This window comes from Kitasatospora sp. NPDC058063 (assembly GCF_042885395.1).
In the GTDB taxonomy this organism is placed as follows: Bacteria; Actinomycetota; Actinomycetes; order Streptomycetales; family Streptomycetaceae; genus Kitasatospora; species Kitasatospora lactacystinica.
Genome location: NZ_JBHVSD010000019.1, coordinates 35,536 through 62,063 on the forward strand (window position 1 = coordinate 35,536; position 26,528 = coordinate 62,063).

Consider the following 26,528-nt stretch of genomic DNA (forward strand, 5'->3'; position numbering starts at 1 on the left):
TCATGCGACTGCCCCGCCGAGGGAAGCCCGCCGCGGCCACCGCCGTGCTGCTGGCCCTCGCCCTCGCCACCCCGCTCACCGCCCAGGCCGCCCCCGACCGCCCGCCGACCCCCGCGCCCGTCACCGGTTTCGGCATCGACACCGGCACCGGCAGCGACACCGCACGGCAGTACCGCCTCGACGGTCCCCGCACCGTCGCCGAACGCACCGCCGTCGCCGCCACCGGCGTCTCCGTCGACGCCGTCCTGCCCGAAGCGGTGGTGGTCACCGCCACCGCCGCCGAAGCCGCCCGGCTGCGGGCTCTCGGCTGGTCGCCCGTCGCACTGCCCGGCCCCCGCTACGGCGCCGAACCCGGCGACGAAGGCCTGGCCGGCCCGGTGTACGACTTCCCGCAGGCCGACTCCGGCTACCACAACTACGCCGAGGCCACCGCCGACATCGACGCGGTGGTCGCCGCCCACCCGGACATCATGAGCAAGCGCGTCATCGGCACCTCCTACGAGGGCCGCCCGATCGTCGCGGTGAAGATCAGCGACAACGTCGGCACCGACGAGAACGAACCCGAGGTGCTGTTCACCGCCCACCAGCACGCCCGCGAACACCTCACCGTCGAGATGGCGCTCTACCTGCTCCACGAGTTCGGCGACAAGTACGCCACCGACAGCCGCATCGCCAACGCCGTCAACAGCCGCGAGATCTGGGTGATCCCCGACCTCAACCCGGACGGCGGCGAGTACGACATCGCCACCGGCCGCTACCGCAGCTGGCGCAAGGACCGCCAGCCCAACAGCGGCAGCAACAGCGTCGGCACCGACCTCAACCGCAACTGGAACTACAAGTGGGGCTGCTGCGGCGGCTCCTCCGGCTCCACCTCCAACGAGACGTACCGGGGCAGCGCGCCGGAGTCCGCCAAGGAGACCAAGGTCGTCGCCGACTTCGTCCGCAGCCGGGTCGTCGACGGCAAGCAGCAGATCACCGCCGCCATCGACTTCCACACCTACAGCGAACTGGTCCTCTGGCCGTTCGGCTGGACCACCGCCGAAACCGCCACGGGCATGACCGCCGACGAGTACAACACCTTCGCCACCCTCGGCCGCGGCATGGCGGCCACCAACGGCTACACGCCCGAACAGTCGAGCGACCTCTACATCACCGACGGGGCGATCGACGACTGGCTGTGGGGCGCCCAGCGGATCTTCGCCTACACCTTCGAGATGTACCCCGGCGAGAGCGGCAGCGGCGGCGGCTTCTACCCGCCCGACGAGGTGATCGGCCGCGAGACCAGCCGCAACCGCGAAGCGGTCCTGCGCCTGGTGGAGACGGCCGACTGCGTCTACCGCGCGATCGGCAAGCAGCAGCAGTACTGCGGCATCTCGGCCTGACCGGGCCTCATCGGTACGGGTCGCGCCGCGCACGTCACGGCCCGGCGCCGGCTGCGGGATCATCCCGCAGCCGGCGCCTGTGGTTGCGCGGGTCGGACACTCGGCCTACCTGCCCGCAGTCCGGTAGATTCTGCCCGCCGGTTGATCGGCACACGAAGCGGCTTCGCGCCGTGGGTTCGACACAGGGGGCTACGGGGTGCGGGACAGGGACGGGCGCGCGGGGGACCTGCTGGAGTGCTGGCGGGCGGTCGAGCTGTTCAGCCCGCCGCCGATACCGGAGGTACCGCGGAAGCGCCGGGCCGGCCGTCCCCGGGCCTCCGACGCGATCACCGTCGACGTGACGCCGGCGGCGGGCCGGCCGGCGCTGCTGCTGCCGTGGGCACCGGAGCATCCGGAGACGGCTGCCCGGCGGGCGCCGCGGGGGATGGTGTGGCGGCACGAGGTGTACGGCGGGGTGTACGACCTGGAGCTGTTGCGGCAGGCGATGATCGCCGTTCTGCCGAAGGGGACCGACCCGGACCCGGGGGTGCCGGACGAGGAGTTGGTGCTGTCGGGGAAGAGCGCGATGTTCGCCCTCGTCCTGGACGAGCACGGGCGGCCGGTCGAGGACACCTCGGTGGTTTCCGCGTGCGGGTGGGCGACGGGCCGGCTGTTCGACCCGGGGCCGTCGGCGTCCGGGTGGCTGGACGGCTTCGAGGAGTTGGGTGAGGCGTTCGAGGTCGCGGTGGGGCGGCTGACCGCCACGCCGATTCCGTACGCGCCGGGGCCCGACTTCCTGGCGGACCTGCCCGCGGGGGACGGGGAGGAGGCCGTTCGCAGCTGGCAGCAGCTGATCGCGGAGATCCTGGGCGGCGCGGCGGTGGCGGCGGTCGGTGCGCTGTTCGGTGAGGTCGCCGGGGCCGCGGTGCGGGGGGCGACGGAGCCGCTGGTGCGGCGCGTCGCCGACTGGGCGGCGACCCGCCGTCCGGACCAGCAGGGCGCGGGTGGGGGTTCCCCGTCCGCCGCGCCGCGGCCGCCTGCCGAGGAGACGGCGGAGACGGCGGAGACGGCGGAGGCGGAGGAGACGGAGACGGCGGAGGACACCGGCCCGCGCCCGGTCGCGCTCGCCGACCTCGTCGCCCTGACCGCCCAGATCGCCCATCTCTGCGGCGTCGAGGAGCACTTGGACCCGCGGGTGATCCGGGTCCGGAGCCGGCTGGTGCACCGCCCGCGCGACCCGAAGGCCAAGCCCACCGCCGCGCAGCCGTTCCTCAACAGTCTCCTGCCGCCCGACCTCGCCCGGGTCCGTGCCGCGCTCGGGGACGGGGGCCTGCGGGCGGCAGGCCTCGGCCCCGCCCTGGAGGCCTACCTGACCGGTCGCCGGGACATCCCGGTCGACGCCCGCACCGATCTGCGGGAGGACCGGCTCGCCGTCCTGGCCGGCGTCGACCCGGCTCTCGTCCCCGCCGGACGCTGGCCCGCCAAGGCGCGGTACCCGCTGGCGCTCAGCCAGCAGTTCGCGGTCAACCGCATGCTCGCGGACCGCGCCGGGGCCGGGAGCAGCGCCGGGGCCGGGGGCAGCGCCGGGGCCGGCGCCGGAAGCACGGAGGCCGCCGCCGCGAGCACCGACGCCGGTGGCCTGTTCTCCGTCAACGGCCCGCCCGGCACCGGCAAGACCACCATGCTCCGCGACCTGGTCGCCGCCCTCGTGGTCGAACGCGCCGCCGTGATGGCCGGTTACCGGAGGCCCGAGGAGGCGTTCGTCGGCCGTGCCTGGCGGGGCAAGGACCGTCATGGCGTCCACCCGCGCTTCGTCTCCGCCCTCGACCCGCGGCTCGCCGGCCGCGAGATCGTGGTCACCTCCTCCAACAACGGCGCGGTGGAGAACATCACCGCCGAACTGCCCGGCGCCGACGCCCTCGACGCACACTGGCACGACGGCCCCGACCACTTCTCCGACCTCGCCTCCGCCCTGCTCGGCGGCGCGCCCGCCTGGGGGCTGGTCGCCGCCGTCCTCGGCAACAAGACCAACCGGACCAGGTTCACCGAGCGCTTCTGGTGGGGCCGCCTGCCCGAGGACGAGTCCGCGGCCCGCGCCGACGCCGGGCTCCCGCCGCTGCGCGGCATGAACGCCGTCCTCGGCGACTGGGTGCCGCCCAGTGTGCCCAGGCCCGCCCGGACCCCGCGTGACCTTCGCCTGGCGGCGGTCACGGCCCCGGCCGCCGCCGCCCCAACTCCCCCTCCCACTCCCGAAGTCCAGGCTCCCGCCCAGCCCGTACCCTCCTGGCCCGAGGCCGTCGCCGCCTTCAGGGCCGCCCAGGCCGAGGTCGAGCGCCTGCGCGCCGAACGCGTCCGCCTCGCCGCCGTCCTCGCGGACTCCCGGGCGGACCGGGTCCACCCCCGCCTCGACGCCCTGCGCGCCGCCGTCGCCCGTGCCGACGACCGTGCGGCCGCCGCCGAGGCCCGCCGCGCCGCCGCGGTGCGGGCCGTCGAGACGGCCCGCACCGCCACCCATGCCGCCGAAGCCGCGCACCGGGCCGCCGCCGAGTGCGTCCCGCGGGCCCGCGAGGCCCTCGCCGACGCCCGGGCCACCCTGGCCGCCGCCCGCGAACGCGCCGACCAGCACCGCCGGCAGGTCGGCGTCCTGACGGCCCTCCACGACGAGCCCCCCGGCGCGCAGCCGGGTCTGCGCGGCGGGCTGCGCCGCCTGCTGCAGAGCGGTGCCGAACGCCAGGCCGCCGAGGAGCACCGCGAACGCAGCCGGAGCGACCTCCTCGCCCAGCTCGTCCAGCAGCGCACCGCGCTGGAGGACGCCCACGACCACGTCGCCCGCTGCACCCGTGCGGAAGGCCTCGCGGCCGACCTGACCGCCCGCACCATCACCGCCGTCACCGAGGCCGAGACCAGGGCCGTCCGCGCCCGCGCCGACCAGGAGGCCGCCCGGGCCGCGGAGTCGGCGGCCCGCGCGGACGTCGAGCAGGCCCGGTACGGGGCCCGGTCCGCCCGGAGCGACCTGGAGGCCGCCGGCGCCGAACTCGACGCCGCCCACCGGGCCCTGCGCGCGGCCGCCGCCGATCTCCCCTCGCTGCCCCTCGACTGGCCGCAACTCGGCGACCACGCGCAGGAACTCGGCGCCCCGTGGGCCGACGAGGCCTGGAGCACCGCCCGCAGCGACCTCTTCCTGCGCGCCCTCGACCTGCACCGCGCCCTGGTCGCCAACACGGCCAAGCGGATCCGCGGCAACCTCCAGGTCCTGGTGGAACTCATGGCGGGCGGCGGCGGACCCGTCCCCGACGAGCAGGTCCTGCAGGCCTGGCAGACCCTCTTCCTCCTCGTCCCGGTCATCTCCACCACCTTCTCCTCGATCGGCAGCATGTTCGCCCGCCTCGGCCGCGGCTCCATCGGCTGGATCCTCGTCGACGAGGCCGGCCAGGCCACCCCGCAGGCCGCCGTCGGCGCCCTCTGGCGCGCCCGCCGCGCCGTCCTCGTCGGCGACCCGCTCCAGCTGGAACCCGTCGTCACCATGCCGACCGCCCTGCAGCGCAGGCTCCTGCTGGCCTACGGCGTCGACGAGGAATGGCTGCCCTCCGCGACCTCCGCGCAGGCCGTCGCCGACCGGGTCAACCGCTACGGCACCTACCTGCCCGCCCCCACCGGCGCGGAGGACGACACGGTCTGGGTGGGCTCACCGCTGCGCGTCCACCGCCGCTGCGAGGAACCCATGTTCACCGTCAGCAACGAGGTCGCGTACGGCGGCCTCATGGTCCACGGCACCCACCCCCAGCCCTTCCCCGACCCCGACCACGACGGCCTCCTCCCCAGCCGCTGGCTCGACACCCCGGACCCCGACCGCCCGGCCGACGCCCCCTGGGGCGACCGCGACCGCCGCGCCCTCGCCTTCCTCCTGGGACGGCTCGACCGTCACGGCGTCACCGTCGAACGCCTGCGGATCATCGCGCCCTTCCGCGCCCTCGTCGCCGAAGCCCGCGAGACCTGCCGCCGGCTCCCCGGTTGGACCGCCGAACTCCTGGACGAGCGCTGCGCCACCGTCCACAAGGCCCAGGGCAAGGAGGCCGACGTCGTCGTCCTGCTGCTCGGAGCGGGCCGCCCCGGCGCCCGCGCCTGGGCCGCCGGCTCCCCGCACCTCCTGAACGTCGCGGCCAGCCGCGCCAAGCGCCGCCTGTACGTGGTCGGCGACCGCGCGCTGTGGGCCCCGCTGCTCCACTTCGACGTCCTGGCCGGCGAACTCCCCGCCTACGACCACGTCCGCGACCGCGACACCTGGCCCCTCGACGACCCTGCCGACCCAGCCGACAGAGGAGCCGACGGCTGAGTCCGCGGGCACCGGGCGTTCCGAGGATGTTGCACGATCGCGAGCTTCAGTACTGTGAGCGACGGTCCGATGATGGGAGCATGGAGAGTGTTTACCGCCAAGACGGTCGTTGCGGAGTGCGACCGGATTCAGTGGCGGCTGGATCCGCTCGTGGGTGTCGGCCCACTGCGGTTCGGCATGATGTACGAGGACGTGGTGGAGGCACTCGATGGCTTCCTTGAGCCTTCCGCGCAGAGCACACGTCACTACGGCCAGGTGCTGAGCGACGACTTCTACCTCCCGCACTCCTCGAACAACGCGGCCCTCACGGTCTACTACGACGCCGAACGCCTGGTCTGCGTGGTCGTCAACGCGTTGCGCGGTCCGCAGGTCACACTGGACGCACTGTCGTTGGTCGGCCGCGTGCCGTCCGAACTCGAAGCCGACTTCACCGAGTACACGGCCACCCGCGGGTACGACCTGCGATGCGGCCAGTACGGGGATCCGGGCTCGGAGGCGCTGGGGGTTGTCCTTCGCGCCCAGCGCGCCGGGGATGTCGTACTGAGTCGGCCGGTGCTCGTCGCCCCGTCCTGGGCAGAACGCTGTGGTGATGTCTCGGAGGGCCGCATCCCCGAGGCGGAATGGCGCGATCGGCACTGGTAGCCAAGCGGGATCGGACGGCGGCAGGCGAAGCTGCCAGGCCGTCACGTTCGCCTGGCCATCGGCGATGCCCCGCGGCCCGATCTCCTGCTGTCAGAACACCGGGGGGTGTCCCAGCCGGGTCATCCGCCACACCGTGGCCCAGCGCATCGGGAGTCGGGGCGGGCACGGGGCGCGGACGTCCTCCAGGAAGCCGGACCACCAGGCGCGCAGCCCGGCCGCGGGCGGTCGGCGGGCGAGGGCGTGCAGTGACCAGGAGGCCGGGTAGGGCGGCAGCAGGGCGGCGGGCAGCCGGCGCTCGGCCGGCCGCACTTGGTTGCGGGCGGTCGGCCGGTAGTGGGCGGCGGGCCGGGCCGGGTCGGTGCGCGGGTGCTGGAGCAGCAGGTCGGCCCGGTAGCGGATCGACCAGCCCGCGTCGAGGACGCGCCAGGCGAAGTCCGTTTCCTCGTGGGCGTAGAAGAACCGCGCCGGGAAGCCGCCGACCCGGTCGATGGCGCTCATCCGGATCGCGTGGCCGCCGCCCAGGAAGGTGGTGACCTCGCCGGACCGCAGCACGCCGGACCGCAGCAGGCCGGAGCGGCCCGGATGGGGGACGTGGCGGCGCCGGGTGCGCCCCGTCGCGTCCGCGACCCGGAAGCCGACCACGCCGAGGCGCTGTTCCCGCTCGAAGGCCTCCCGGACCAGCCGGAAGGTGTCGGTGCGCGGCAGCAGGCCGTCGTCGTCCAGGTTCACCACCACGTCCACGCCGCCGAGTTCGCGCAGTCGCCGGACGCCGAGGTTGCGGCCGCCGGGGATGCCGAGGTTCTTCGGCGGTTCCACCGCGTCCGCCCAGGGCGGGAGCGGCGGCAGCCTGGCGCCCTGCCCGATCACCACGACCCGGGCGGCCTCGCCCTCCTGGGCGGCCACCGAGTCGAGGAGCGCGCCCAGTTCCCTGGGCCGGTCGCCCATCGTCAGCACCACCACGCCCAGGCCGAGGCCCATGTGCACCCGCTTCCGTCGAGGATTCCCGCAGACCCGGTGCAACGACCGGCCCGTCTCGGAGGTCACGTCTGTACGGATGTACGGAGACGAACGCCGGGAAGAAACCGTTCGTTCGGTTTTCAGGGGGAGGTGGCGGGGCATCGGACGTCGAACCCTCGGGGCGGTCGAGGTCTCTGGCCACCAACGGGACGGTGGTGTCTGACGGGTCGTGGAGAGAGGGAGTGGTTGGCGGGATTCATCGACATCGTCTTGTCGGTCGTGGGTGAGGCGAAGCTAAGATACGGGGTGTTTGGTTTTGTTTTCCGGGAGCTCAGGTCGGGGTGGTTTCGGTGGTACGGCAGGAACGGGCGCTCCGGACACGTCGGCTGATCCTGGAGGCGGCGGCCTCGGTCTTCGACGAGTTCGGGTACGAGGGCGCGACCATCGGAGAGGTGGTCTCCCGGGCCGGTGTGACGCGCGGTGCGGTGTATTTCCATTTCGCCTCGAAGCGGGATCTGGCGCAGGGCGTGGTGGAGGAGCAGTTCGTCCAGGACGGAGTTCCGGAACGGAGCTGCAAGCTTCAGGAGTTCGTGGACACCGGGATGGTGGTGGCGTACCTGATGCCGCGTGACCCGCTGCTCAGCGCGGGTGCCCGGCTGTCGCTCGGGCAGGACCTCTTCGACGACCTCGGCGGCGGCGCCATCCCCGGCTGGATCAACCGGTTCGAGGCGCTGCTGGTCGCGGCCGGCGAGCGCGGCGAGCTGCTCCCGCACGTCGTTCCGGCGGACACCGCCTGGCTGCTCGTCGCCGCGTGGACCGGGGTGCAGATCCAGTCGCAGAAGCTCTGCGGCCGGGCGGACCTGGAGCTGCGGGTGTCCGCGCTGTACCAGCACCTGATGCCGAGCATCGCCGTCCCGGGCGTGCTCGGTTCGCTGCGGATGGGGCCGAACCGCGGGGCCGAGGTGGTGGCCGAGGCCGCGGCGGCCCGTGCGGCCGCGGAGGGCGGGGAGTCGGACGGCGCTGCGGCGGGTTCGGCGCGCGTCGAGGCGCAGGCGGAGGTCGGCGTGGGCTGACGGCGGCTCACCGGAGCTCCCGCCTGCGGGAATCCGGGCGGGGGCAGGCGAAACCGGCGGCGACGGGACCATGGGGGTCCGGCGCCGCCTTTGGTTTGCCCGGGCCCGGGCCCGGGCCCGGACTTGGGTCCGGAGTCGGGCCCGGAGTCGGACCGGGTCGCGCAGTGTCGCGGAAGCCGCGCCGGGAGTGACGGAACGGAGCGGCGTCAGGCAAAACAAACAGCACGTTCGGTTTTGTATTGACAAACCGCGCGTCCTGTTTTTGACTTGGTAGCAGCTGACCCAGGGTGTCGACCCGGGTGCCGGCCGTGGCGAAGGGGGCTGCGGCGTTCCGTGTGATTGGGGTGGTCATCGTGGAAATTCGGGTGCTCGGGACGCTGGACGTCCGGGTGTGCGGGGTGTCGGTGGTGCCGTCGGCGCCGAAGCCGCGGCAAGTGTTGGGCCTGCTGGCGCTGCGGGCGGACCAGGTGGTGCCGGCCGGGGTGCTGGCCGACGAGCTGTGGTCCGGCCGTCCGCCGCGCAGCGCGCGCACCACCGTGCAGACGTACGTGCTCCAACTGCGCGACCTCATCGACCGGGCGCTCGCCGCGGCCGGCGCGGCGAGGGGGGTGGCCTGCGCCAAGGACGTCCTGGTGACCTCGCCGGGCGGCTACATGCTCAACAGCGGCGCAGGGCTGACGGACCTGCGGGAGTTCGAGCGGCTGGCCGGAACGGGCTACCGGGCGATGGACGGCGAGGACTACCCGGCGGCGGCCCGGCTGCTTGGCGAGGCCCTCGGACTGTGGCGCGGATCGGCCTTCGCCGATGTCCCGGTCGGCGGCCAACTCGCTGTCGAAGCGAGGCGGTTGGAGGAGACCAGGCTCTGCGCGCTGGACCAGCGGATCGAGGCCGACCTGCGACTCGGCCGGCACCGGGTGCTGCTGGCCGAACTCACCGTGCTCGTGGACCGCTACCGCACCCACGAGAGCCTGCACGGCCAGTACATGATCGCGCTGCACCGCTCCGGCCGCCGGGGCGAGGCGCTGGAGGCGTACCAGCGCCTGCGGAACACCCTGGTAAGGGAGTTGGGCATGGAGCCCTCGGTCGGACTGCGGCGGCTCCAGCGTTCCATCCTGCTCGCCGGCCCCGAACGCGCGGCGGATCGTGCGGCGGAGCGCGAGCCCGCCGGTGCGGGCATGGCCGCCGGACCGGGGGCGGCGGCCCGGTTCAGCCGGGTCGGGTGAACCCGGCGGCCGTCCGCAGCCGGTGCCGCATCGGTGGAACCGGCCGCGGACGGCCGCCGGAGGCCGCGGCGCCCGTCCTGGGGCGGTCGCGGTCCGGTCGGAACCTGCTTGTCGTTGTGAGGGGTTGTGGGACGGGTGGTCCAGGAGAGGTCGGAACGGACGCGCGGGCGGCTGGTGGAGGCGGGGGCGGTACTGTTCGACCGCCGCGGCTACGCCGGTGCCACCCTCGGCGAGATCGCCGCGGCCGCCGGGGTGACGAAGGGGGCGCTGTACTTCCACTTCGCCTCCAAGGAGGAGCTGGCCGGAGCGGTGTCCGGGCAGGCCGAGCGCTCGCTGCGGTCGGCGTGTGCGGAGCTGCGTGCGGCTTCCTCCCCCATCCAGGGGTTGATCGACGCGGGGTACTGGCTGGTCGACGCCCTCGGGGCGGACCCGGTGATCCGGGCGGCCTTCCGCCTCGGCCGCGAGGACGCCGGCTGGCAGACCGCGCCCACCACGGCGGGGCCCACCACGGCGGGGCCCACCGCGGCCGGGGCACCCGCAGCGGCGCCCACCACGGCCACGCCCGCCCCGGCCGATTCCAGGCAGCCGGCCTTCGCCGACATCCGCGGCTTCCACAGCGTCTGGGCCGGGGTGGTGCGCGACCTGCTGGCCGCTGCCCGTCGCGCGGGCGAGCTGCGCGACCGCCCGGGCGGCCTCGGCCCGGAGACCCTGGTGGTGACCGCCGCCTGCGGTCTGGAGGTGGTGTTCGCGGACGGTTGCCCCGCCGAGGAGCGCGCCCGCAGGGTCGGCGCCCTCTGGGACTGGCTGTTGCCCTGTCTGGTGCCCCCGGGCGCGGCCGGCGGCTACCGCACCAGGCCGTCCGCCCCGCGGCCCGGCTGAGACCCGGGCCCGTCCGAGACCGGGCCGTCCGAGGGACGTTCCGAGCCGTTTCGCCCGATGAGACTGTCGGTCAGGGTCGCAAGGACCGGTGGGCCGGGGTGTCCGGGCGGGGCCGCATCAGGAGCAGGTCCTCGCCCCAGGCATCCAGCACCGCCGCGTGGCCGGCGGACCGGGCCGCCGCCTCGACCCGGGCGAAGAGCCGCTGTTGCGGCGCCACTTCGCCGGTCGCGGTGATCCGGGCGACGGTGTCCAGCAGCGCGGCGCTGTCCCAGCCGGCCAGCGGGAACCGGTCCAGCTCCCAGGCCAGGTACTTGTTGTAGGGGCGCGGTCGGCGGTCCAGGGTGAAGAGCAGGTCGAGCAGGAATCCGACACCGGAGGCCGCGTCGAGGTGGCCGGCGAGCGGGTTGCCGTCGCGGTGGTTCTTGACCGAGCGGTAGAGCGAGTTGGCGTAGGCGTCCAGCAGGGCGGCGCCGGACCGGAAGGCCTCCTCGGCGCCGAGCCGTCCCATCGCGGCGACGATCCGTACGATCTCCCCGTCGCGGCGGTCGACCAGTACCCGGGAACGGGCGATGGCGTACCGCTCCCAGTCGGCGGGCCGGCGGAACCGTTCGAGGGTGGTGACGACCAGGTCGAGCCGGGCGGAGCGGTAGCCGTCCAGCGCGGCCAGCTCGCTCGCCGAGTCGTCGGCGAGGATGACGTAGAGGTCGTGGTCGGAATGACGAGTGGTCATGCCGTCGTGGGCCCGGGAGCCCTTGAGGACGAGCCCGACGACGGCCGGGTCGGCCGTCGCATCGGCGACGAACGCCGCGAAGTCCGGTGTCACGCCAGGTCCTTGCGCATCAGCGCGCACATCGTCCGGTACCGCTGGAGCGAGCCGTCCTCGGCCTCCACGTCCCAGGAGTCGAGCTTCCGGCCGTAGGCCCGGTAGCCCAGGCGTTCGTAGAGGGCGCGGGCGCGCGGGTTGCTCTCCTCGACGCCGAGTTCGGCGCGGGTCAGGCCCCGGGCGCGGATCCGCTGCTCGGCGGAGCGGATCAGCAGTGTGCCGATTCCGCAGGACCGCAGGGCCGGGTGGACGCCGAGTTGCCAGAGCGTGCCGGCACCGGGCTCGACGGTGTAGTCGATGCCGCCGACCGCGACCGGGACCCCGACCGGTGTGCACACCGCCAGGTAGTCGATCTCGCCCGCCTCGGCGCGGCGGATCTGGTGGACGAGCTCGCGCACGTGCTTGGGTGAGCCGGCCCAGCCGCAGGACGGCAGGTCCGCGTCGGTGAGGCCGCGCACCGACAGGTGCAGCCTGATCCCGGTCATCGCCGCGTCCCTTCGACTCCCGCAGTGGCCGTCTCCCATTTCAGCAAGCCGGTCCCCGTGCCGTCCAAGGGGTTTCGGAGCGGCCACGGCGCCGACCGGACAGCGGGCCGCCCCCGGCACCCGAAGGCACCGGGGGCGGCCCGACCGCCGTCGTTCGGCGGATCGCAGGTGTCCGTCACACCGCGGAGTGGTGGGCGGCTGTGTGGTGGCGGGCCCAGAAGTACAGCAGGCCGCCGAGGCTCAGCAGCCCGGCTCCGCCCAGGCCCGCGCTCATGACGGAGGCCGTCGGCGCGCCGGTGTCCGGCAGCCCGCCGGAGCCGCCGTCGCTCTGCGGCGGCGCCGGGTGGTGGCCCGGGCGGTTCGGGCAGCCGTGGCTTCCGCCGCCCTTGTGCTCGTGGCCCTTCGGCGGGCAGGGCGCGACGGCGATGCAGAGCTCGGCCGGCGGGCTCTGCACGATCCCTCCCTCCGGGTCGCGGGCGGTGGCGTGGGCGGTGTTGGTGATGCTGCCCGCCCGCGCGTCCTCCTCGGTCACGGTGTAGGTGCCGTGGCACAGGGTGCTCTCCCACGGGGCGAGGGTGGTCTGCTCGCAGGTCACCCCCTGGACGCGGTCGTCGCTGACGGTGACGTCGGTGAGCGTGGTCGACCCGGTGTTGGTCACCGCGTACAGGTAGGTGATGGTGTCACCCGGGTGTACGGTCCCGTCGGCGTCGGAGTGCTTGGTGATGGACAGTGCGGACTCTCCGGCGGTGACCACCTGGACGGTGGCCTGGTCCGTCGGGCTCTGGACGTTCTGTCCCTGCGGGTCGGTGCCGTTGGCGTGGGCGGTGTTGGTGACGTGCCCGGCCTGGGCGTCGGCCGCCGTCACGGTGTAGCTGCCGTGGCAGGTGGTGCTCTCGCCGGCGTCCAGGCCGGTCCGGTCGCAGGTCACCGCCTGGACGTGGTCGTCGCTGACGGTCAGGTTGTTCAGTGTGGTGTTCCCGGTGTTGGTGACCGTGTAGGTGTACGGCACGGTGTCGCCGACGTGGAACGGCCCGGCGCTGTCGGCCTGCTTCCGCAGGTCGAGCCTGGCGACGCCGACGACCTGCAGCGTCACCTGGGCGATGGGACTCACCACGGTCTGCCCCTGCGGGCCGGTGGCCTCCGCCTGGGCGGTGTTGGTGACGTGGCCGAGTCGCAGGTCGGCCTCGGTCACGGTGTAGGTGCCGTGGCAGGGGGTGCTCGCTCCGGCGTTCAGGGTCGTCCGGTCGCAGGTCACCTGCGGGGCGTGGTCGTCGACGACGAGGAGGTTGTTCAGCGTGGTCGTCCCGGTGTTGGTGACCGTGTAGGTGTAGTGCACGGTGTCCCCGACGTGGACGGGGCCGGCGGTGTCCGCCTGCTTGGCCAGACCGATCGAGGACGGGCCGACCACCGTGACGGTGGCATCGGCCTCCGGCGAGGTGACCGGCCGGCTGTTCGACGTCCCGGTGGCGTGGGCGTGGTTGGTGACCTGCCCGGCCTGCGCGTCGGTGGCGGTCACGACGTAGCTGCCGTGGCACTGGGTGCTGTCCCCGGGGCTGCCGGCCGGAGCGAGGGTGGTGGAGTCGCAGGTGATCCCCGTGACCTTGTCGTCCGTCAGCGCGAGGTTGGTCACCTCGCTCCCGCCGGTGTTGGTGACCACGTAGGTGTACGGGACGGTGTCGCCGACGTGGAAGGGCTCGGCGGCGTCGACGTGCTTGACGAGGGTGATCCCCGGTGGCGCGACCACCGGCACGTTCTCCGAGGCCGGTGGCGAGGTGACCGGGCCCCCGTCGGTGGTCCCGGTGGCCTGGGCCGTGTTGGCGACGTGGCCCTGGGCGGCGTCGGCGGCGGTGACCAGGTACGTTGCCGTACACGTCACGGTCTCACGGGGGGCCAGGGTGCCCGCCGGGCAGCTGACCGGTCCGACCTTCGGGTCGTTGACGGCCAGGTTGGTGATCGGCACGTTCCCGGAGTTGGTGACCACGAAGTCGTACGGGATCGGCGTGCCCACGGTGATCAGCCCGGGCAGCGGCTCGTGCGCCTGCTTGACCAGGTTCAGTTCGGGCAGCGGCTGGTCGGTGCTGATCACGACGTTGCGGATCAGGTGCACGTCGGTGAACAGGCCGGTGGACCCGGCGAAGCCGAACTTGTAGGTCGAGGGCACCGGCTGGGGTGCGGGGGTCTGCAGCACCTGGTGCGATCCGGTGCCGTCGTTGAAGTCGACGGAGACCGTGAGCACCGGGGAGGGCGCCGGGGTCAGGTGCACGTTGACCCGGCGGCGCGAGGGCTCCAGCAGGGTCTGCGCCTGGTCCGGGGTGACTCCGGGCGGCAGGGTGGTGAGCGGGCCCTGGAGCGTGCCGGGCAGGGTGGAGGGCCAGGGGCCGTTGGTGGTGAAGTTGCTGGTCGTCGCCGTCAGGAAGCAGTAGCCGGTGGTGCCGTCGCCGGGGCCGCGGACGGTCACCATGTTGGCGCCGGGCGCGGGGATGCGGAAGCTCGTGCCGGCGGGGGAGCGCTGGGCGCAGCCGTTGCCGCGCTGCTCCCAGTCGCCGAAGTAGTTGCCGAGCACGTCGAGACCGACGCCGAGGTAGCCGCGGTCGACGCCGGGCAGGAAGGTGAGGTTCGGGTTGTCGTCGGGCAGCTTCTGCGCGTAGCCGAGGCTGCCGCCGAAGGCGCCGGGGTGGGTGAGCGAGACGTCCCCGTTCACGAGGAAGAAGGAGATGCCGTCGGCCGGGGTGTTCGGCGTGGTGCTGCCGTACTGCCACTGGTCGAAGGTCACGTCCAGGCCGTTGCCGGCCGGCAGGGCCTGGTCGAAGAGCACCGCGCCGCTCTGGTCGTTGCCGGCGTCGGTGATCCGCAGGTAGCCGAGCGGTGCGGAGTTGAGCGGCGGCACCGGGCCGGTCTCGGCGGTGGGGCAGCCGCCGAGCGGGTGGTCGCCCGGCCCGGGCGTCGCGGGGGCCGCGCCGGTGAGGCAGGCGGAGCCGACGGCGATGAAGCGCGGGTCGGCGGTGGCTCCGGTGAAGGCCTCCTGGAGCAGGGGCGTGCCCACGGCCCGGACCCGCTCCGGCAGCGGCGCGGCGGGGTGGGCGGGGGCGACGGCCTGGGCGAGCGGGGCGGTGAGGCCGGCGCCGAGCAGACCGAGGGTGGCCGCGGCGCTGATGAGGCGGGCCGTTCGGGCGCGAAGCCGTGACGGTCCGCAGGATTGTCTCGTCATGGCGTTACTATGCGCGGCCGCTACGGTCCGTTATCGCCGAGTACTGTCAGTGGACCTATTGAATCGCTCGGATGAGCGAGGGGTCATGGGAGCGTCGGCGACCGGTGGACTGTCGAGGGGATTGCCGGAGGTGTAGCAGGGGCCTTCGGAATCATTCCGATCATCCTCGCCCGGCGGTGCGGTAGGGTGGCCGACGCCGAGTATGACCGTGACTCAGGGAGGTGAGACCCATTACCGGAATGTCCGAGCGGGTGCTCCCGGAGCGCGGCCGCGTCGGCGCCCCGCGCGCATAGCGCGGCCGGCGCGCCGACGAGGTGTCGGCCCTCGCGGGAGCCCTGACGGAGTCGTCAGTCCTCCCGTCCTCCCCCAAAGGGGTTCTCTTGCCGGTTTTCTCCTCCGCCTCCCTCCGTTCCTCCGTGGTCTCCCGGCTGCGCGCCGCCGGTTGCGTGTTCGCCGAGGACGAGGCGCGGATCCTGCTCTCCGCCGCCGCCTCGCCCGCCGACCTGGCCGCCATGGTCCGCTCCCGCGCCGACGGGCGGCCGCTCGAACACGTCGTCGGCTGGGCCGAGTTCGCCGGGCTGCGGATCGCCGTCGACCCCGGCGTCTTCGTCCCGCGCCGCCGCAGCGAGTTCCTGGTCTCCACCGCCACCGCGTTGACCGCCCCGGGCGCGGTGGTGCTCGACCTGTGCTGCGGCAGCGGCGCGCTGGGCGCCGCGGTGGCCGCCGCGGCCGCGCACCCGGTCGAGCTGTACGCGGCCGACATCGATCCGGGCGCGGTCCGCTGCGCCCGCCGCAACCTGGCCGGCGCCGCGGCGGGGGTTTTCGAGGGCGACCTGTTCGCCGCCGTGCCCCCGGAGCTGGCCGGCCGGGTGGACGTGCTGATCGCCAACGTCCCCTACGTCCCGACCGGCGACCTCGGCCTGCTGCCGCCCGAGGCGCGGCTGCACGAGGCCCGGCCCGCGCTGGACGGCGGGGCGGACGGACTGGACGTGCTGCGGCGGGTGCTCGCCGAGGCGCCGCGGTGGCTGGCGCCCGGCGGGTCGCTGCTGTTCGAGACCAGCGAGCGGCAGGCGCCGACGGCCCTCGCGGTGACCCGGACGGCCGGGCTGGCGGCGGCGGAGAGCCGGGAGGAGGACCTGGACGCCACGGTGGTCACCGCGACACTGCGCTGAACCGCCCGGCTGCCGAGGGGAGTTCTCCCGCGGCCCCGAGCCGGGGCCCGGCCCGGCCGCCGTTCCCCCGTGACGGCGGCCGGGCCGGAGCCGGTCAGATGCGGGTGCCGTACACGTGGTCGACCGGGATGGTGAGGAGCACCCGGCGGTCGGAGACCATCGTCTCGCGGTACTCCGCCCAGTCCGGGTGCTCCCCGGCGGCGCGGCGGTAGTAGTCCACCAGCGCCTCGACCTCCGGCCCCTCGGGGTCGGTGCCCGGTCCGGTCAGGGCGGCCACGCCCTCGGCGGTGACCCAGGAGCGGCCGTCCGGCCCGGTCACCTCCAGACTGGCCCGCGGGTCCCGGCGCAGGTTGGCCGTCTTGGCCAGCCCGTCCCGGGTGGAGATCAGGATGGCGTTCGCGTCCCGGTCGTAGAACGGCATGACGGGGGAGAGCTGCGGGCGGCCGTCCGCCTTGATGGTGGCGAGGACGCCGAGGCGGCTCTGCGCGAGCAGGGCGTACGGGTCGAAAGCAGTGGCGGTCATGGCAGCATCATCGGCCTTCACACCGGTGTGAGGGCAAGGTCCGCCGCGCGTGTTGGGCGAGGTCCGCCGGGTGGGTGGGGTGCGGTGCGCCGGGCGGGCGGGCGGGCGGGGTGCGGTGCGTCGGGCGTGCCGGGCGAGGCCCGCCGGGCAGGTGGGGCGGGAGGCCGCGCATGATGGCACGGACCGGCGGACCGGTGCGGAAGGTTCGGGAATCCGCCGTGATGTCCGGCGTGAGCCGCTATGGTCGGTCGCGAAAACGGTGATGGTCCGTCAGCGGGCGTGCACCGTCCGAGTCGAGGGGACACCGCACGATGGCACGCGAACGCAAGCCGGTGGAACTGCTGGAGTTCTCCGACGACCTCCACACCGACGACGTCACCCCGCTGCAGGCCTTCCTGGCCGCCCGCATGCGCGAGCTGGTCCGGGCCCAACCCGAGGGCACCAGTGCCCGGTTCGCCGCCGAGCGGCTGGCGGAGGTCACCGCCGCCGACTGCGTCTTCCTCTCGGACGTCCTGGTGGCCTGGGAGGAGGTGGTCCTGGAGGGCCGCAACGACGAGCCCGGCTGGACGCAGCGGATGCGCCAGGACGCCATGATCTGGTGGGAGCGGCTGTGCGAGACGGCCGACCGGTTCCGCGACCACCCCGACCACCGCTCCCGCTGGCGGCCGCTGCACTTCATGAACCTCGCCCACGCGGAGATCATGGCGGGCCTGACCGACCGGGCGGGCGGCGTGTACGGGGACGGGGCGCACCCGTGATCCCGGACGGCCGGGGGTGATCCCGGACAGCCGGGGGCCGCGGCCGCAGGGCCGGACTGTCGGTGCCGGCTGCTACGGTCCCGGACATGAGCAATCGTGTGCCCTTCACGGGCGGGGAGAAGGAAAGCCTTCACGCGGCGCTGGACCGGCACCGCGATGTGGTGCTGTGGAAGCTGGAGGGGCTGGACGACGAGCAGCTGCGCCGTCCGATGACGCCCTCCGGGACCAATCTGCTGGGGCTGGTGAAGCACCTCGGCGGCGCCGAACTCGGCTGGTTCCGGCAGACGTTCGGCCGGGAGACCGGACCGCTGCCGTTCGACATCGACGCCGACGACTCCTCCGACATGCGGGTGGAGCCGCACGAGTCGACGGCGGACGTCCTGGCCTTCTACGCGCGGGCCCGGGCCGGCGCCGACGAGACGATCCGGGCGCTGGCACTGGACGACCTCGGCACCTCCTGGTGGGGGAACTCCGTCTCGCTGCGCTGGGTGCTGATCCACATGACCACGGAGACGGCCCGGCACACCGGGCACATGGACATCCTGCGCGAGCTGATCGACGGGGGGACGGGCGACCACGACCGGAGCTGACCCCGGACTCCGCCCGGCCCGTCCCGGCGCGGTCCGCCGCGCGCGCGTTCAGGCCGTCAGCTCGCGGACGGCCCGGGCCAGCGCCCGCGCTGTCCGCCGGACATCCGCCTCGGTGGTGCGCCAGTTGCTGAACGCGGCGCGCAGGGCGGGCCGACCCGCGTAACGGGTGGGGGTGAGGAAGGCCTCGCCGGCCAGCCCGTCGGCGAGTGCGGCCAGCCGCTCCGGGGTCGGGTCGGCCGTCAGCGAGAAGCAGACGACGTTCAGCCGCACCGGGGCGAGCAGCTCCAGACCCTCGATCCGGGCCACCTCCGTGCCGAGCGCCCGGGCACCGGCGATGCAGCGCTCCACGATCTCCCGGTGCCCGGAGCGGCCGTACGCCCGCAGGGTGAACCAGGCGGCGAGGGCGCGAAGCCGGTGGGAGTTCTCCGGCGTGAGGTGGACCAGGTCCGGGTGCTCGCTCAGCGGACCGAGGTAGGCGGCGGCGTTCTGGAAGACCCGGGCCTGGAGGTCCGGCCGGCGGGTGAACTGCACGGCGCTGTCGTAGGGCACGTTGAGCCACTTGTGCAGGTCGACGCAGACCGAGTCGGCGAGGTCCAGCCCCGCCACCAGCTCCGCGTGCTCCGGCGACAGCGCGGCGAAGGCGCCGAACGCGGCGTCCACGTGCAGCCAGAACCCGTACCGCTCGCGCAGCGCGGCGATCGCGCGCAGGTCGTCGAAGTCGACGGTGTTGACCGTCCCGGCGTTGGCCACCACGACGCACGGCCCCTGAGCTTCGGTCAGCGCCCGCTCCAGCGCGTCCACGTCCACGGCCTCCCGGCCCGGCAGGACGGGCACCGTCCGCAGCGCCGTCCGGCCCAGGCCCAGCACCGACAGCGCCTTGGCGACGCTGGAGTGCGCACTGCCCGACAGCACCCGGACCGGGCCCAGCGCGCCGACCCCGTCCTCGGCGACGTCCACGCCGAGCCGCTCGCCCAGCCACTCGCGGGCGACCGCCAGCCCCACCGTGTTCGACATCGTCGCGCCGCTCACGAAGGTGCCGCGGTGCGCCGCCGAGAGCCCGAACAGTTCGCGCAGCCACCCGACGGTCTCCCGCTCCAGCTGCTGACCGGCTGGATCCAGCGAGGAGTTGGAGTTCTGGTCCACGGCCGAGGTCAGCCAGTCGCCTGCGAGCGCCGCCGGCGTCGCCCCGCCGGTCACGAACCCGAAGTAGCGCGGTCCGGCACTCGCCGACAGCCGCGGCTCCCAGCGCTCCGCGAACTCCGCCAGGGCGGCCCGCAATCCGCTGCCCTCCTCGGCGAGCGGCGCGCCGGCGGGCTCCGTGCGGGCCTGTTCCGCACCGCCCTGCTCGGCGCCGGCCCGTCCGCTCGCGGGCCGTTCGTCGAGGGTCTCCAGGAAGGCGAGCGCACGCTGCCGGGTCTCCTCCAGGAGTTCCGGCAACCGGCTCAGATCGGCGGCGAGTTCGGGGTGCATGACGATTCTCCGTTGATCGACTGGGCGGTGCGCCCGAGGCTAACGGCGGGGCGCGGACGGCGTCCCGGTCCAATCCGGGACGGGTGGCCTGAAACACACGGAGAGGTGGGGGAATTCGCGCCGTTCGGCTCAAAATCACTCCGGCGGTGCATTTTCGGCCGGTCCCTTGACCTCCCCCGATCCCGCGGACGATGATCACCGTGCACCGCGAGCGAGTGAACGTTCCAATGTCGGACGGATTTTCGATCCGAGACTTCAGGGAGGTGCAGGGCTGTGCGTTCCACCATCGCTCCCGTGACGGCCCCCGTGGCGCCGGGGCGCTTCCCACTGCTCGGCCACCTGCCGCGGCTGGCCGTCCAGCGGGTGGAGTTCCTGCAGTCGGTCAGGTCCCGGGGCGACATCGTCAGGATATTCCTCGGGAATCGTCCGGTGTTCGTCCTGAACTCACCGGAGGCCGTCCACGACGTTCTCCTGAAGCAGAGCAGGAAGTTCGGCAAAGGACTGCTGTTCGACGTCGCGCGGCCATTCATCGGGAACGGCATCATCACCTCCGAGCGGGATTTCCACCTCCGCCAACGGCGCGCGCTCCAGCCGGCCTTCCACCGGGACAGCATCGCCGCGAGCGTCGGCACGATGACCGACATCGCCGAGGAGCAGGTGTCGTCCTGGCGCCCGGGCCAGGTGATCGCCATGGACCTGGTGCTGCGCCGGATGATGACCGTCATGCTCGTGTCGACCCTGTTCAGCACCGAACGCCCGGACGGCGCCGCGGCCGTGGCCGAGCTCGGGGAACGCGTCGCCGAGCAGTTGACCACGGTGATGCGCGGGGTCTTCGTGGGCACCGTCCTGCCCGCTCCGATCGCGTCCTCACGCCTGCTGGGGCACCGCAGGTACCTGGCCGCGGCGGCGGCGCTGCGCGAACTCGCGGACACCGCCGTCCGGCAGGCCCGCCAGGACCCGGCCGACGGCGGCGACCTGCTCTCGATCATGTTCGCCGGCACCCCGGGAAACCCGCAGGGAATGACCGACGTGGAGGCCCGCGACGAGCTGCTGTCCCTGCTCATGGCCGGCGCCGAGACCACGTCCACCACCCTGGCCTGGGCGCTCCACGAGATCGGACGGCGCCCGGAGCTCACCGAGCGGATCAGGGCCGAGTGCGAAGCCCTGCCCGCCGGCGCCCTGCCCGGTGCGGCGACGCTCCCGTTCACCGAGCGGTTCCTCCGCGAGGTGCTCCGGCTGCACCAGCCCAGCTGGCTGCTGATGCGGCGTGCCCTGGAACCGGTCCGGGTCTGCGGGGTCGACCTCCCGCAGGGGGCCGAGCTGATCTACAGCGCGCTGACGATGCACCGGGACCCGGCCCACTACCCGGACCCGCTGCGGTTCCACCCGGACCGGTGGCTCGACCGCCCCGAGAAGGACCTGCCGCCGGGCGCCTACGTCCCGTTCGCCCTCGGCAACCGGAAGTGCATCGGGGACCACTTCGCGATGACCGAGATGCTGGTCGTCCTGCGCTCGATCGTCTCCCGGTGGCGGCCGCGCCCGGTCGAGCGGCACCGGGTCCGGCCGGTGGTCCACGCGCTGATCCGGCCCAACGCGCTGCCCATGCGCGTCTCACCCTGGCCGGCCGACTGAACCGGCCCCGTCCCGTACGGCCCTGAACCGGCCCCGTCCCCGGAGGTGCGCCACACCATGACAACCACGGCAGAGATCCTCTCCCCGGACCCGGAGGCCCCGGCCCTCGACCAACTCCCCTTCCCCCGCCGGATCAGCCCGGACTTCCGGGCCGCCCACGACCGCCACCTCGCCTGGCCGCGCTCCTTCGGCTTCCTGTCCACGGAAGCGGAGCGGGCCCACCACCTCAAGGGCCAGTTCCCGCTGATCGCGGCCATGTTCTATCCGAACGCGACCGGGAGCGAACTGGACATCGGCGTCGACCAGCAGAGCTGGTACTTCCTGTTCGACGACGCGCTCGACGAACAGTGGGGCGGCTCGCCCGAGCGGGTCCGCCACCTCGTCGGACTCGTCAAGGAGGGCGTCACCGGCCAGGCCTCCCCGCTGCCGCCGGCCGCCGCCTTCGCCGACATGCGACGACGCAGCTGCCAGGACATGCCCGAGGACTGGATCCGGCGCTCGGCGGCCCACTGGTCCTCCTACCTCGACCACCACGTCCACGAGGCGCGCAGCCGGCAGTCCGGCGCGCCCATGCCGCTGAGCACCTACCTGCGGGTCCGGCGCCACACCATCGGGGTGGCACCGGTCGTCGACCTCGCCGAGCGGCTGTCCTCCTGCGTGCTGCCCGACCACCTGTACGCGCTGCCGCACCTGTCCGTCATGCGCGAGATGACGAAGACCTTCATCATCTGCGACAACGACATCGTCTCCCTGGAGAAGGACGCGGCCCTGGGGGAGCAGAACAACCTGGTGCTCTGCCTGGAACGGGACCACGGGCTCTCCCGGCCGCAGGCGGTCGACCGGGCGCTGCGCCGCCGCGCCGAAGCCCTGGAGCTGTTCACCGGCGCCCACCGGGCCCTGCTCGGCAGCACGGCGACGGGCCACCTCGACCCGGCCGAACGCGACCTGCTGCAGCGCTACTGCACCGAGGCGCTGCAGACCACCATCCGTGGCGCGTACGACTGGCACCACGCCTCCACCCGGTACCACGGGTAGGCCACCGCCTCCCGCCGCCCGCCTCCGGTCTCCCGCCACCGGTCTCCCGCCTCTCGTCTCCCGCCTTCCGTCGCACGACCGCGCCCCCGGACCGATCCAGCTGAGGAGCCCGCACCATGCCCGACCACCGCTCGGCGTCCTTCGTCGCCTCCGAACGGGACCGGACCTGCCCGTTCGACCCGTCGCCGGACCTCCGCCGGATGCGCGAGGAGGACGGCCTGCCGCGGCTGCGCGTGACCCACCCGGTGCGCGGCGAGATCGACGCCGTCGTCATCACCGGGTACGGCGACGTCCGGGCCGCCTTCGCGGACGATCGCCTGGTGACGGGCAACGGCATCGACCCGTCGCTGCCGCGCACCCTGTTCAACCACCCGGGCTTCCTGCCCGCCTACAGCGGCGAGGAGCACAGCCGACTGCGCCGGATGCTCACCGGCAGCTTCACCGTCCGCCGGGTCGAGCGGCTGCGGCCCGCGATCGAGACGATCGTCTCCGAGCACCTCGACGCGATGGCGGAGCAGGGCCCGGTCGTCGACCTGGTCGAGGCCTTCGCCCTGCCCATCCCCTCGCTGGCGATCTGCGAACTGCTCGACGTCCCGTACGGGACCAGGGCGATGTTCCAGCGCTGCTCCCGGGTGATCATGGACGGGACCGCCGATGCCGGTCAACTGATCGCCGCATCGGCCGAGTTGAACGAGGCCATGGCGGACATCGTGGCTCGCAACCGGGCCGCCCCCGGGGACGGCCTGCTGGGCGCGGTGGTGCGGCAGCACGGCGCGGAGCTCACCGACGAGGAGCTCATCGGCTTCGGCACCACCCTCCTGGTCGGCGGACACGAGACCACCGCGACCCAACTCGCCCTGAGCGTGCTGGCGCTGCTCCGCCACCCGGACCAGCTCGCCGTCCTCCGTGACGACCCCGAGGCCATCGGCACGGCGGTGGAGGAACTGCTGCGCCATCTCGCCATCCCCGCACCGCTCCTGCGCACCGCCGTGGCCGACGTCGAGGTCAACGGCCACCGGATCGCCGAGGGTGAGCACGTCCTGCTCTCCCCGCTGACCGCGAACCGCGACCCCGAACTCGTCCCCGAGCGGCCGGACGACCTCGACCTGCGCCGCCGTCCGGTCGCCCAGCTGTCCTTCGGCTTCGGCGCCCACCAGTGCCTCGGCCAGCAACTGGCCCGGCTGGAACTGAAGGTGGCCCTGCCGGCCCTGCTGCGGCGCTTCCCGACCCTGCGGCTCGCCGTCCCCGAGGCCGGGCTCCGCTTCCGCGAGGGGTCGACGGTCTACGGTGTCGAGGAGCTCCCGGTCACCTGGTGACGGGGGCCCGCAGGGCCTGCGCCCTTCAGCCCGCGCCCTTCAGCGGGGGAGCCCCGCGCGGGGGAGCTCCGCGCGGCGGACGGCGGGAGAGGCGAGGGCGAGGGCGGCGCCGAGGCAGGAGAGGGCCCCGCAGCCGACGAAGACCGGGGCGGTGCCCCAGGCCCCGACGGCGGCGCCGACCAGCGGGTAGGCGAGCGGGGCGAGACCGACCATCGTGAGCATGGTGACGGAAGTGACCCGGCCCAGGTAGGCGGGGTCGGCGGAGGTCTGGATGAGGGTGCTGTCCAGGCTCCCGAAGACGCCCGCGCTCAGACCGACCAGGGCGGCGAGGACGGCGGCGGCCCACAGCTGCGGCACGAGCGCCATGGCCGCCGCACCGACGCTGCCCGCCAGCAGGGTGCCCGCCATGGTCAGGCCGGCCCGGGGGAGCCGACCGGCGACGGCGAGCAGCGCGGCACTCGCGGCGGCCCCGGCACCGAAGCAGCCGACGATCCAGCCGTAGCCGGACGGGCCCCAGCCGCGCTCGGCGTTGAGCAGCACCATGCCGACGTTGAGGGTGCCGGCGAGGCCGAGTTCGCAGACCGCCCCGGCCAGGACCAGCGGGCCGATCAGGCGGTGGCGGCGGATGTAGCGCAGCCCGTCGAGGAGTTCGGCGCGCGCGGTGCCGGGCCGGGGCGGTGTGCCGGCCCCGGACGGGGTGTCACCCGGAGGGGCTTCGAGCGGACTGATCCGGACGGAGAGCAGGAGCGGCAGGGAGAGCGCGAAGAGCAGACCGGCGGCGGCGAAGGCGGCGGCCGGGCCGCCCAGGCCCATGGCCAGGCCGCCGAGCGGCGGTCCGGCGATCTGGGCGAGGCGCATCGACAGCGAACGCAGGCCGGTGACCCGGGCCAGCTGGTCGGGGCCGGTGATCCGGGGCGGGAGGGCGCCGACGGCGGGGACGAACAGGGCGTCCACGGCGCCGAAGACGAGCGCCACCGCGACCAGCAGCCAGAGCGCGGGCGCGGTCAGGGCGATGGCGGCGGCCACCGAGAGGATGAGCAGACAGCGCACGGCGTCGCTGCCGAGGACCACCCGACGCGGGTCGAGCCGGTCGGCCAGGACGCCGCCGCCGAGCATGAGCAGGGCGCGCGGGGCGGCGCCCGCAGCCATGACCAGGCCGATCTCGGTGGGGCCGGCGGAGCGCTGGGCGGACCAGGCGAGGGCCGCGAAGTAGACGCTGTCGCCGATCAGGGAGGCGGTGTAGGCGGCGAGCCAGCGCAGCACGTTGCCGTCGCGGTGGGCGGGCGGCGCGGCGATCCGGCGGGAGAGGGGCGGTTCGGCGAGGACCATCGGGGACTCCGGCGGTCGGGGACACGGCGGCGCCGGTGTCGGGGGCGGAAGGTGTCAGGGACGGAAGGGGAACCCGTACAGGTGGACGGACACGTGCTCGCGGCCCGCGGTGTCCCCGGCCGCCCCGGCGGCCTTGCCGCGTTCCCGCCAGCGCCGCGCGAGGGCCTGCAACTCCTGTTCCATCTCGGAGAGTTCGGCGGCGGTGAGGTCGAGCAGCCACTCGGAGGTGAAGGCCGCATCGGTCCACTCCTTGCCCCAGGCGGCGCTCTGGTCGAGGTAGGCCCGGTACTGGGCGGAGCGGGAGTCGACCAGGCCCTTGGTCACCGCGTTGACGACGGCCGCGCCCTCGGGCGTGCCGGCGAGGTCGGACTCGCGGAAGCCCCAGCCCTCCTCGGAGGCGACCTCCCACCACCGCTCCCGGCCGTCGGCGCTCCGGGCGCTCGCCTCGGTGACGAAGCCCTGCTCGGCGAGCTTGCGCAGGTGGTAGCTGACCAGGGACGGAGCCTGGTCGACCTGCTCCGCTAGCTGGGAGGCGGTCGCGCTGCCGGAGGCGTAGAGCAGCCGGTAGAGCTGCATCCGCAACGGGTTGGTGAACGCCTTCAGGCGGGACAGGTCGGTGATCCGGTCGGGCCGGGGCTTCTCGGGCATGCGTCGACGGTAAGTCCGAAAGAAAAATTGCGCAATAAAAATTTTAGATCTTCATGTCGGGCCGTCAGGGCGCCTGTGGCCGGACACGCTTGCCGGCCACAGGACTCGCTACGTGGCTTCTGACTGGCCCAGGGCTACGCCAGGCGCGCCGCGGCCAGGGCCAATGCGTGGTCGAGTGCGGCATCGGCGTCGCAGGGGACGTCGGGCTGGACGCCGACGCCCTCCCAGTTGGTGCCCGAGACCGGGTTGACCGCGCGGGCGAAGGGCACGCTGAGCTCCAGGTGCGGGTGCACCGTAAAGCCCTCGCGCGGGTGGGCGCCGCCGCGGGTGACCTCCCCGACGACCTCGGCGCGCCCGAGCTGCTGCAGGTCGTAGGCGAGTTCCTCGCCCCCGGAGAAGGTGTCCGCGCTGGTCAGCACGTAGATGGGCTTGCTGCCGCCGAAGCGGGTGCCGGGGACGAAGGGGGGCGTCCAGGACTGTGCGCCCACCTCGTCCTTCCGCGAGAACATGGTGTTCAGGTGGGTGCGGCCGTCGAGCAGGTAGGCGCAGACGAAGGCGACCGTGTTCGGGTCGCCACCGGTGTTGCGGCGCAGGTCCAGGATGAGGGCGCGGGCGGGGGCCACCAGGGAGAGTGCCGCGGTCAGCGGCGGTGCCGCCCAGTCCAGCGGGAACAGCTTGGGTCCGATCTCCAGGACCGCGACGCCGTGGTCGAGGAGTTCCACGCGGGGAACGCCGTTCAGGAAGGTGTCGAACTCCCTGCGCACCATGGCGAGTACCGCCGCGCCCGGCTCCGGCGGCACCGGCACGGCGTGGTACTTGAGGCCCAGGTGCAGGTCGCCGTTGACGGACCGCAGGTCCGCGGTGACCGCTTCGGACAACTCCTGGGTGGATTCGGTCCGGTAGGCGCCCTCGGCGCTCCGGCGCCTCAGCAGGTCCGCCAGCTGCCCGGCGACGTCGGGGAAGACGTAGTTCTCACGGACCAGGTCGGCTATCGACTCGACGAGAGCGACGGTGTCCAGGGCGGACGGCGTTGTGGTGGAGGTCATGGAGAGGCAGTAGACCAGCGACTTG

At 73.9% G+C, this 26,528-nt stretch carries 21 protein-coding genes; 12 read left to right on the forward strand and 9 right to left on the reverse strand.

What is annotated here, in order from left to right:
- Positions 1 to 2: 2 nt before the first annotated feature.
- The 3 genes from ACFVUY_RS28945 to ACFVUY_RS28955 all read left to right on the forward strand — a co-directional run bounded on the left by ACFVUY_RS28945 (position 3) and on the right by ACFVUY_RS28955 (position 6,336).
- Positions 3 to 1,382 carry a M14 family metallopeptidase gene (locus ACFVUY_RS28945; RefSeq protein WP_387734754.1) on the forward strand — a complete coding sequence of 460 codons (1,380 nt, stop codon included), beginning with the start codon at positions 3 to 5 and terminating at the stop codon, positions 1,380 to 1,382.
- A 196-nt stretch (positions 1,383 to 1,578) separates the two neighbouring features.
- Entirely contained in the window at positions 1,579 to 5,694 is a 4,116-nt protein-coding gene (locus ACFVUY_RS28950) for an AAA domain-containing protein (protein ID WP_387734756.1), read from the forward strand.
- An 87-nt stretch (positions 5,695 to 5,781) separates the two neighbouring features.
- Positions 5,782 to 6,336, forward strand: coding sequence for a hypothetical protein (locus ACFVUY_RS28955; RefSeq protein ID WP_387684718.1), 555 nt, complete (start codon positions 5,782 to 5,784; stop codon positions 6,334 to 6,336).
- Positions 6,337 to 6,426: 90 nt separating this feature from the next.
- On the opposite strand, the gene ACFVUY_RS28960 is transcribed toward ACFVUY_RS28955, so the two are convergent.
- On the reverse strand, positions 6,427 to 7,314 hold the full coding sequence (locus ACFVUY_RS28960; protein ID WP_387734759.1) for a glycosyltransferase family 2 protein: 888 nt from the start codon (positions 7,312 to 7,314) through the stop codon (positions 6,427 to 6,429).
- A 320-nt stretch (positions 7,315 to 7,634) separates the two neighbouring features.
- Here ACFVUY_RS28960 and ACFVUY_RS28965 point away from each other — a divergent pair, with 320 nt between their 5' ends.
- The 3 genes from ACFVUY_RS28965 (at position 7,635) to ACFVUY_RS28975 (ending at position 10,468) form a co-directional block, all read left to right on the forward strand.
- Complete coding sequence (locus tag ACFVUY_RS28965) at positions 7,635 to 8,366, forward strand: ScbR family autoregulator-binding transcription factor (RefSeq protein WP_387734762.1); 732 nt, start codon at positions 7,635 to 7,637, stop codon at positions 8,364 to 8,366.
- A 353-nt stretch (positions 8,367 to 8,719) separates the two neighbouring features.
- Positions 8,720 to 9,589 (forward strand): BTAD domain-containing putative transcriptional regulator, encoded by an 870-nt coding sequence (locus ACFVUY_RS28970; RefSeq protein WP_387734765.1) that lies wholly within the window; start codon positions 8,720 to 8,722, stop codon positions 9,587 to 9,589.
- A gap of 135 nt (positions 9,590 to 9,724) precedes the next feature.
- Positions 9,725 to 10,468 carry a TetR family transcriptional regulator gene (locus ACFVUY_RS28975; RefSeq protein WP_387734768.1) on the forward strand — a complete coding sequence of 248 codons (744 nt, stop codon included), beginning with the start codon at positions 9,725 to 9,727 and terminating at the stop codon, positions 10,466 to 10,468.
- 70 nt (positions 10,469 to 10,538) lie between these two features.
- On the opposite strand, the gene ACFVUY_RS28980 is transcribed toward ACFVUY_RS28975, so the two are convergent.
- The 3 genes from ACFVUY_RS28980 to ACFVUY_RS28990 all read right to left on the reverse strand — a co-directional run bounded on the left by ACFVUY_RS28980 (position 10,539) and on the right by ACFVUY_RS28990 (position 14,984).
- Positions 10,539 to 11,291, reverse strand: coding sequence for a hypothetical protein (locus tag ACFVUY_RS28980; RefSeq protein WP_387734770.1), 753 nt, complete (start codon positions 11,289 to 11,291; stop codon positions 10,539 to 10,541).
- On the reverse strand, positions 11,288 to 11,776 hold the full coding sequence (locus ACFVUY_RS28985) for a GNAT family N-acetyltransferase (RefSeq protein WP_387734773.1): 489 nt from the start codon (positions 11,774 to 11,776) through the stop codon (positions 11,288 to 11,290). The genes ACFVUY_RS28980 and ACFVUY_RS28985 overlap by 4 nt, the downstream gene beginning before the upstream one ends.
- Before the next feature lie 175 nt (positions 11,777 to 11,951).
- A complete protein-coding gene (locus tag ACFVUY_RS28990; protein ID WP_387734776.1) occupies positions 11,952 to 14,984 on the reverse strand; it encodes a hypothetical protein in 3,033 nt (1,010 codons plus the stop codon).
- Positions 14,985 to 15,364: 380 nt separating this feature from the next.
- Here ACFVUY_RS28990 and ACFVUY_RS28995 point away from each other — a divergent pair, with 380 nt between their 5' ends.
- Entirely contained in the window at positions 15,365 to 16,156 is a 792-nt protein-coding gene (locus ACFVUY_RS28995; RefSeq protein WP_387734778.1) for a putative protein N(5)-glutamine methyltransferase, read from the forward strand.
- 94 nt (positions 16,157 to 16,250) lie between these two features.
- Here the strand turns inward: ACFVUY_RS28995 and ACFVUY_RS29000 are convergent, their stop codons facing one another.
- Positions 16,251 to 16,679, reverse strand: a complete 429-nt coding sequence (locus ACFVUY_RS29000) for a PPOX class F420-dependent oxidoreductase (RefSeq protein ID WP_387734780.1) — start codon at positions 16,677 to 16,679, stop codon at positions 16,251 to 16,253.
- Positions 16,680 to 16,990: 311 nt separating this feature from the next.
- Between ACFVUY_RS29000 and ACFVUY_RS29005 the strand changes: the two genes are divergently transcribed.
- Positions 16,991 to 17,437 carry a hypothetical protein gene (locus tag ACFVUY_RS29005; protein WP_387684699.1) on the forward strand — a complete coding sequence of 149 codons (447 nt, stop codon included), beginning with the start codon at positions 16,991 to 16,993 and terminating at the stop codon, positions 17,435 to 17,437.
- Positions 17,438 to 17,523: 86 nt separating this feature from the next.
- Positions 17,524 to 18,027 carry a DinB family protein gene (locus ACFVUY_RS29010; RefSeq protein WP_387734783.1) on the forward strand — a complete coding sequence of 168 codons (504 nt, stop codon included), beginning with the start codon at positions 17,524 to 17,526 and terminating at the stop codon, positions 18,025 to 18,027.
- Between the two features lie 48 nt (positions 18,028 to 18,075).
- On the opposite strand, the gene ACFVUY_RS29015 is transcribed toward ACFVUY_RS29010, so the two are convergent.
- Positions 18,076 to 19,497, reverse strand: coding sequence for a pyridoxal phosphate-dependent decarboxylase family protein (locus ACFVUY_RS29015; RefSeq protein WP_387734786.1), 1,422 nt, complete (start codon positions 19,495 to 19,497; stop codon positions 18,076 to 18,078).
- A gap of 294 nt (positions 19,498 to 19,791) precedes the next feature.
- On the opposite strand from ACFVUY_RS29015, the gene ACFVUY_RS29020 reads away from it, so the two are divergent.
- The 3 genes from ACFVUY_RS29020 (at position 19,792) to ACFVUY_RS29030 (ending at position 23,480) form a co-directional block, all read left to right on the forward strand.
- Positions 19,792 to 21,129 (forward strand): cytochrome P450, encoded by a 1,338-nt coding sequence (locus tag ACFVUY_RS29020; protein WP_387734789.1) that lies wholly within the window; start codon positions 19,792 to 19,794, stop codon positions 21,127 to 21,129.
- A gap of 57 nt (positions 21,130 to 21,186) precedes the next feature.
- Positions 21,187 to 22,164, forward strand: a complete 978-nt coding sequence (locus ACFVUY_RS29025) for a pentalenene synthase (RefSeq protein ID WP_387734792.1) — start codon at positions 21,187 to 21,189, stop codon at positions 22,162 to 22,164.
- A gap of 116 nt (positions 22,165 to 22,280) precedes the next feature.
- Positions 22,281 to 23,480 (forward strand): cytochrome P450, encoded by a 1,200-nt coding sequence (locus ACFVUY_RS29030; protein WP_387734795.1) that lies wholly within the window; start codon positions 22,281 to 22,283, stop codon positions 23,478 to 23,480.
- A 39-nt stretch (positions 23,481 to 23,519) separates the two neighbouring features.
- Here the strand turns inward: ACFVUY_RS29030 and ACFVUY_RS29035 are convergent, their stop codons facing one another.
- The 3 genes from ACFVUY_RS29035 to ACFVUY_RS29045 form a co-directional block, all read right to left on the reverse strand.
- Positions 23,520 to 24,809 (reverse strand): MFS transporter, encoded by a 1,290-nt coding sequence (locus ACFVUY_RS29035; RefSeq protein WP_387734798.1) that lies wholly within the window; start codon positions 24,807 to 24,809, stop codon positions 23,520 to 23,522.
- A 54-nt stretch (positions 24,810 to 24,863) separates the two neighbouring features.
- Positions 24,864 to 25,457 carry an ArsR/SmtB family transcription factor gene (locus tag ACFVUY_RS29040; RefSeq protein WP_387734800.1) on the reverse strand — a complete coding sequence of 198 codons (594 nt, stop codon included), beginning with the start codon at positions 25,455 to 25,457 and terminating at the stop codon, positions 24,864 to 24,866.
- A gap of 134 nt (positions 25,458 to 25,591) precedes the next feature.
- On the reverse strand, positions 25,592 to 26,503 hold the full coding sequence (locus ACFVUY_RS29045; RefSeq protein ID WP_387734802.1) for a S41 family peptidase: 912 nt from the start codon (positions 26,501 to 26,503) through the stop codon (positions 25,592 to 25,594).
- Positions 26,504 to 26,528: the final 25 nt, after the last annotated feature.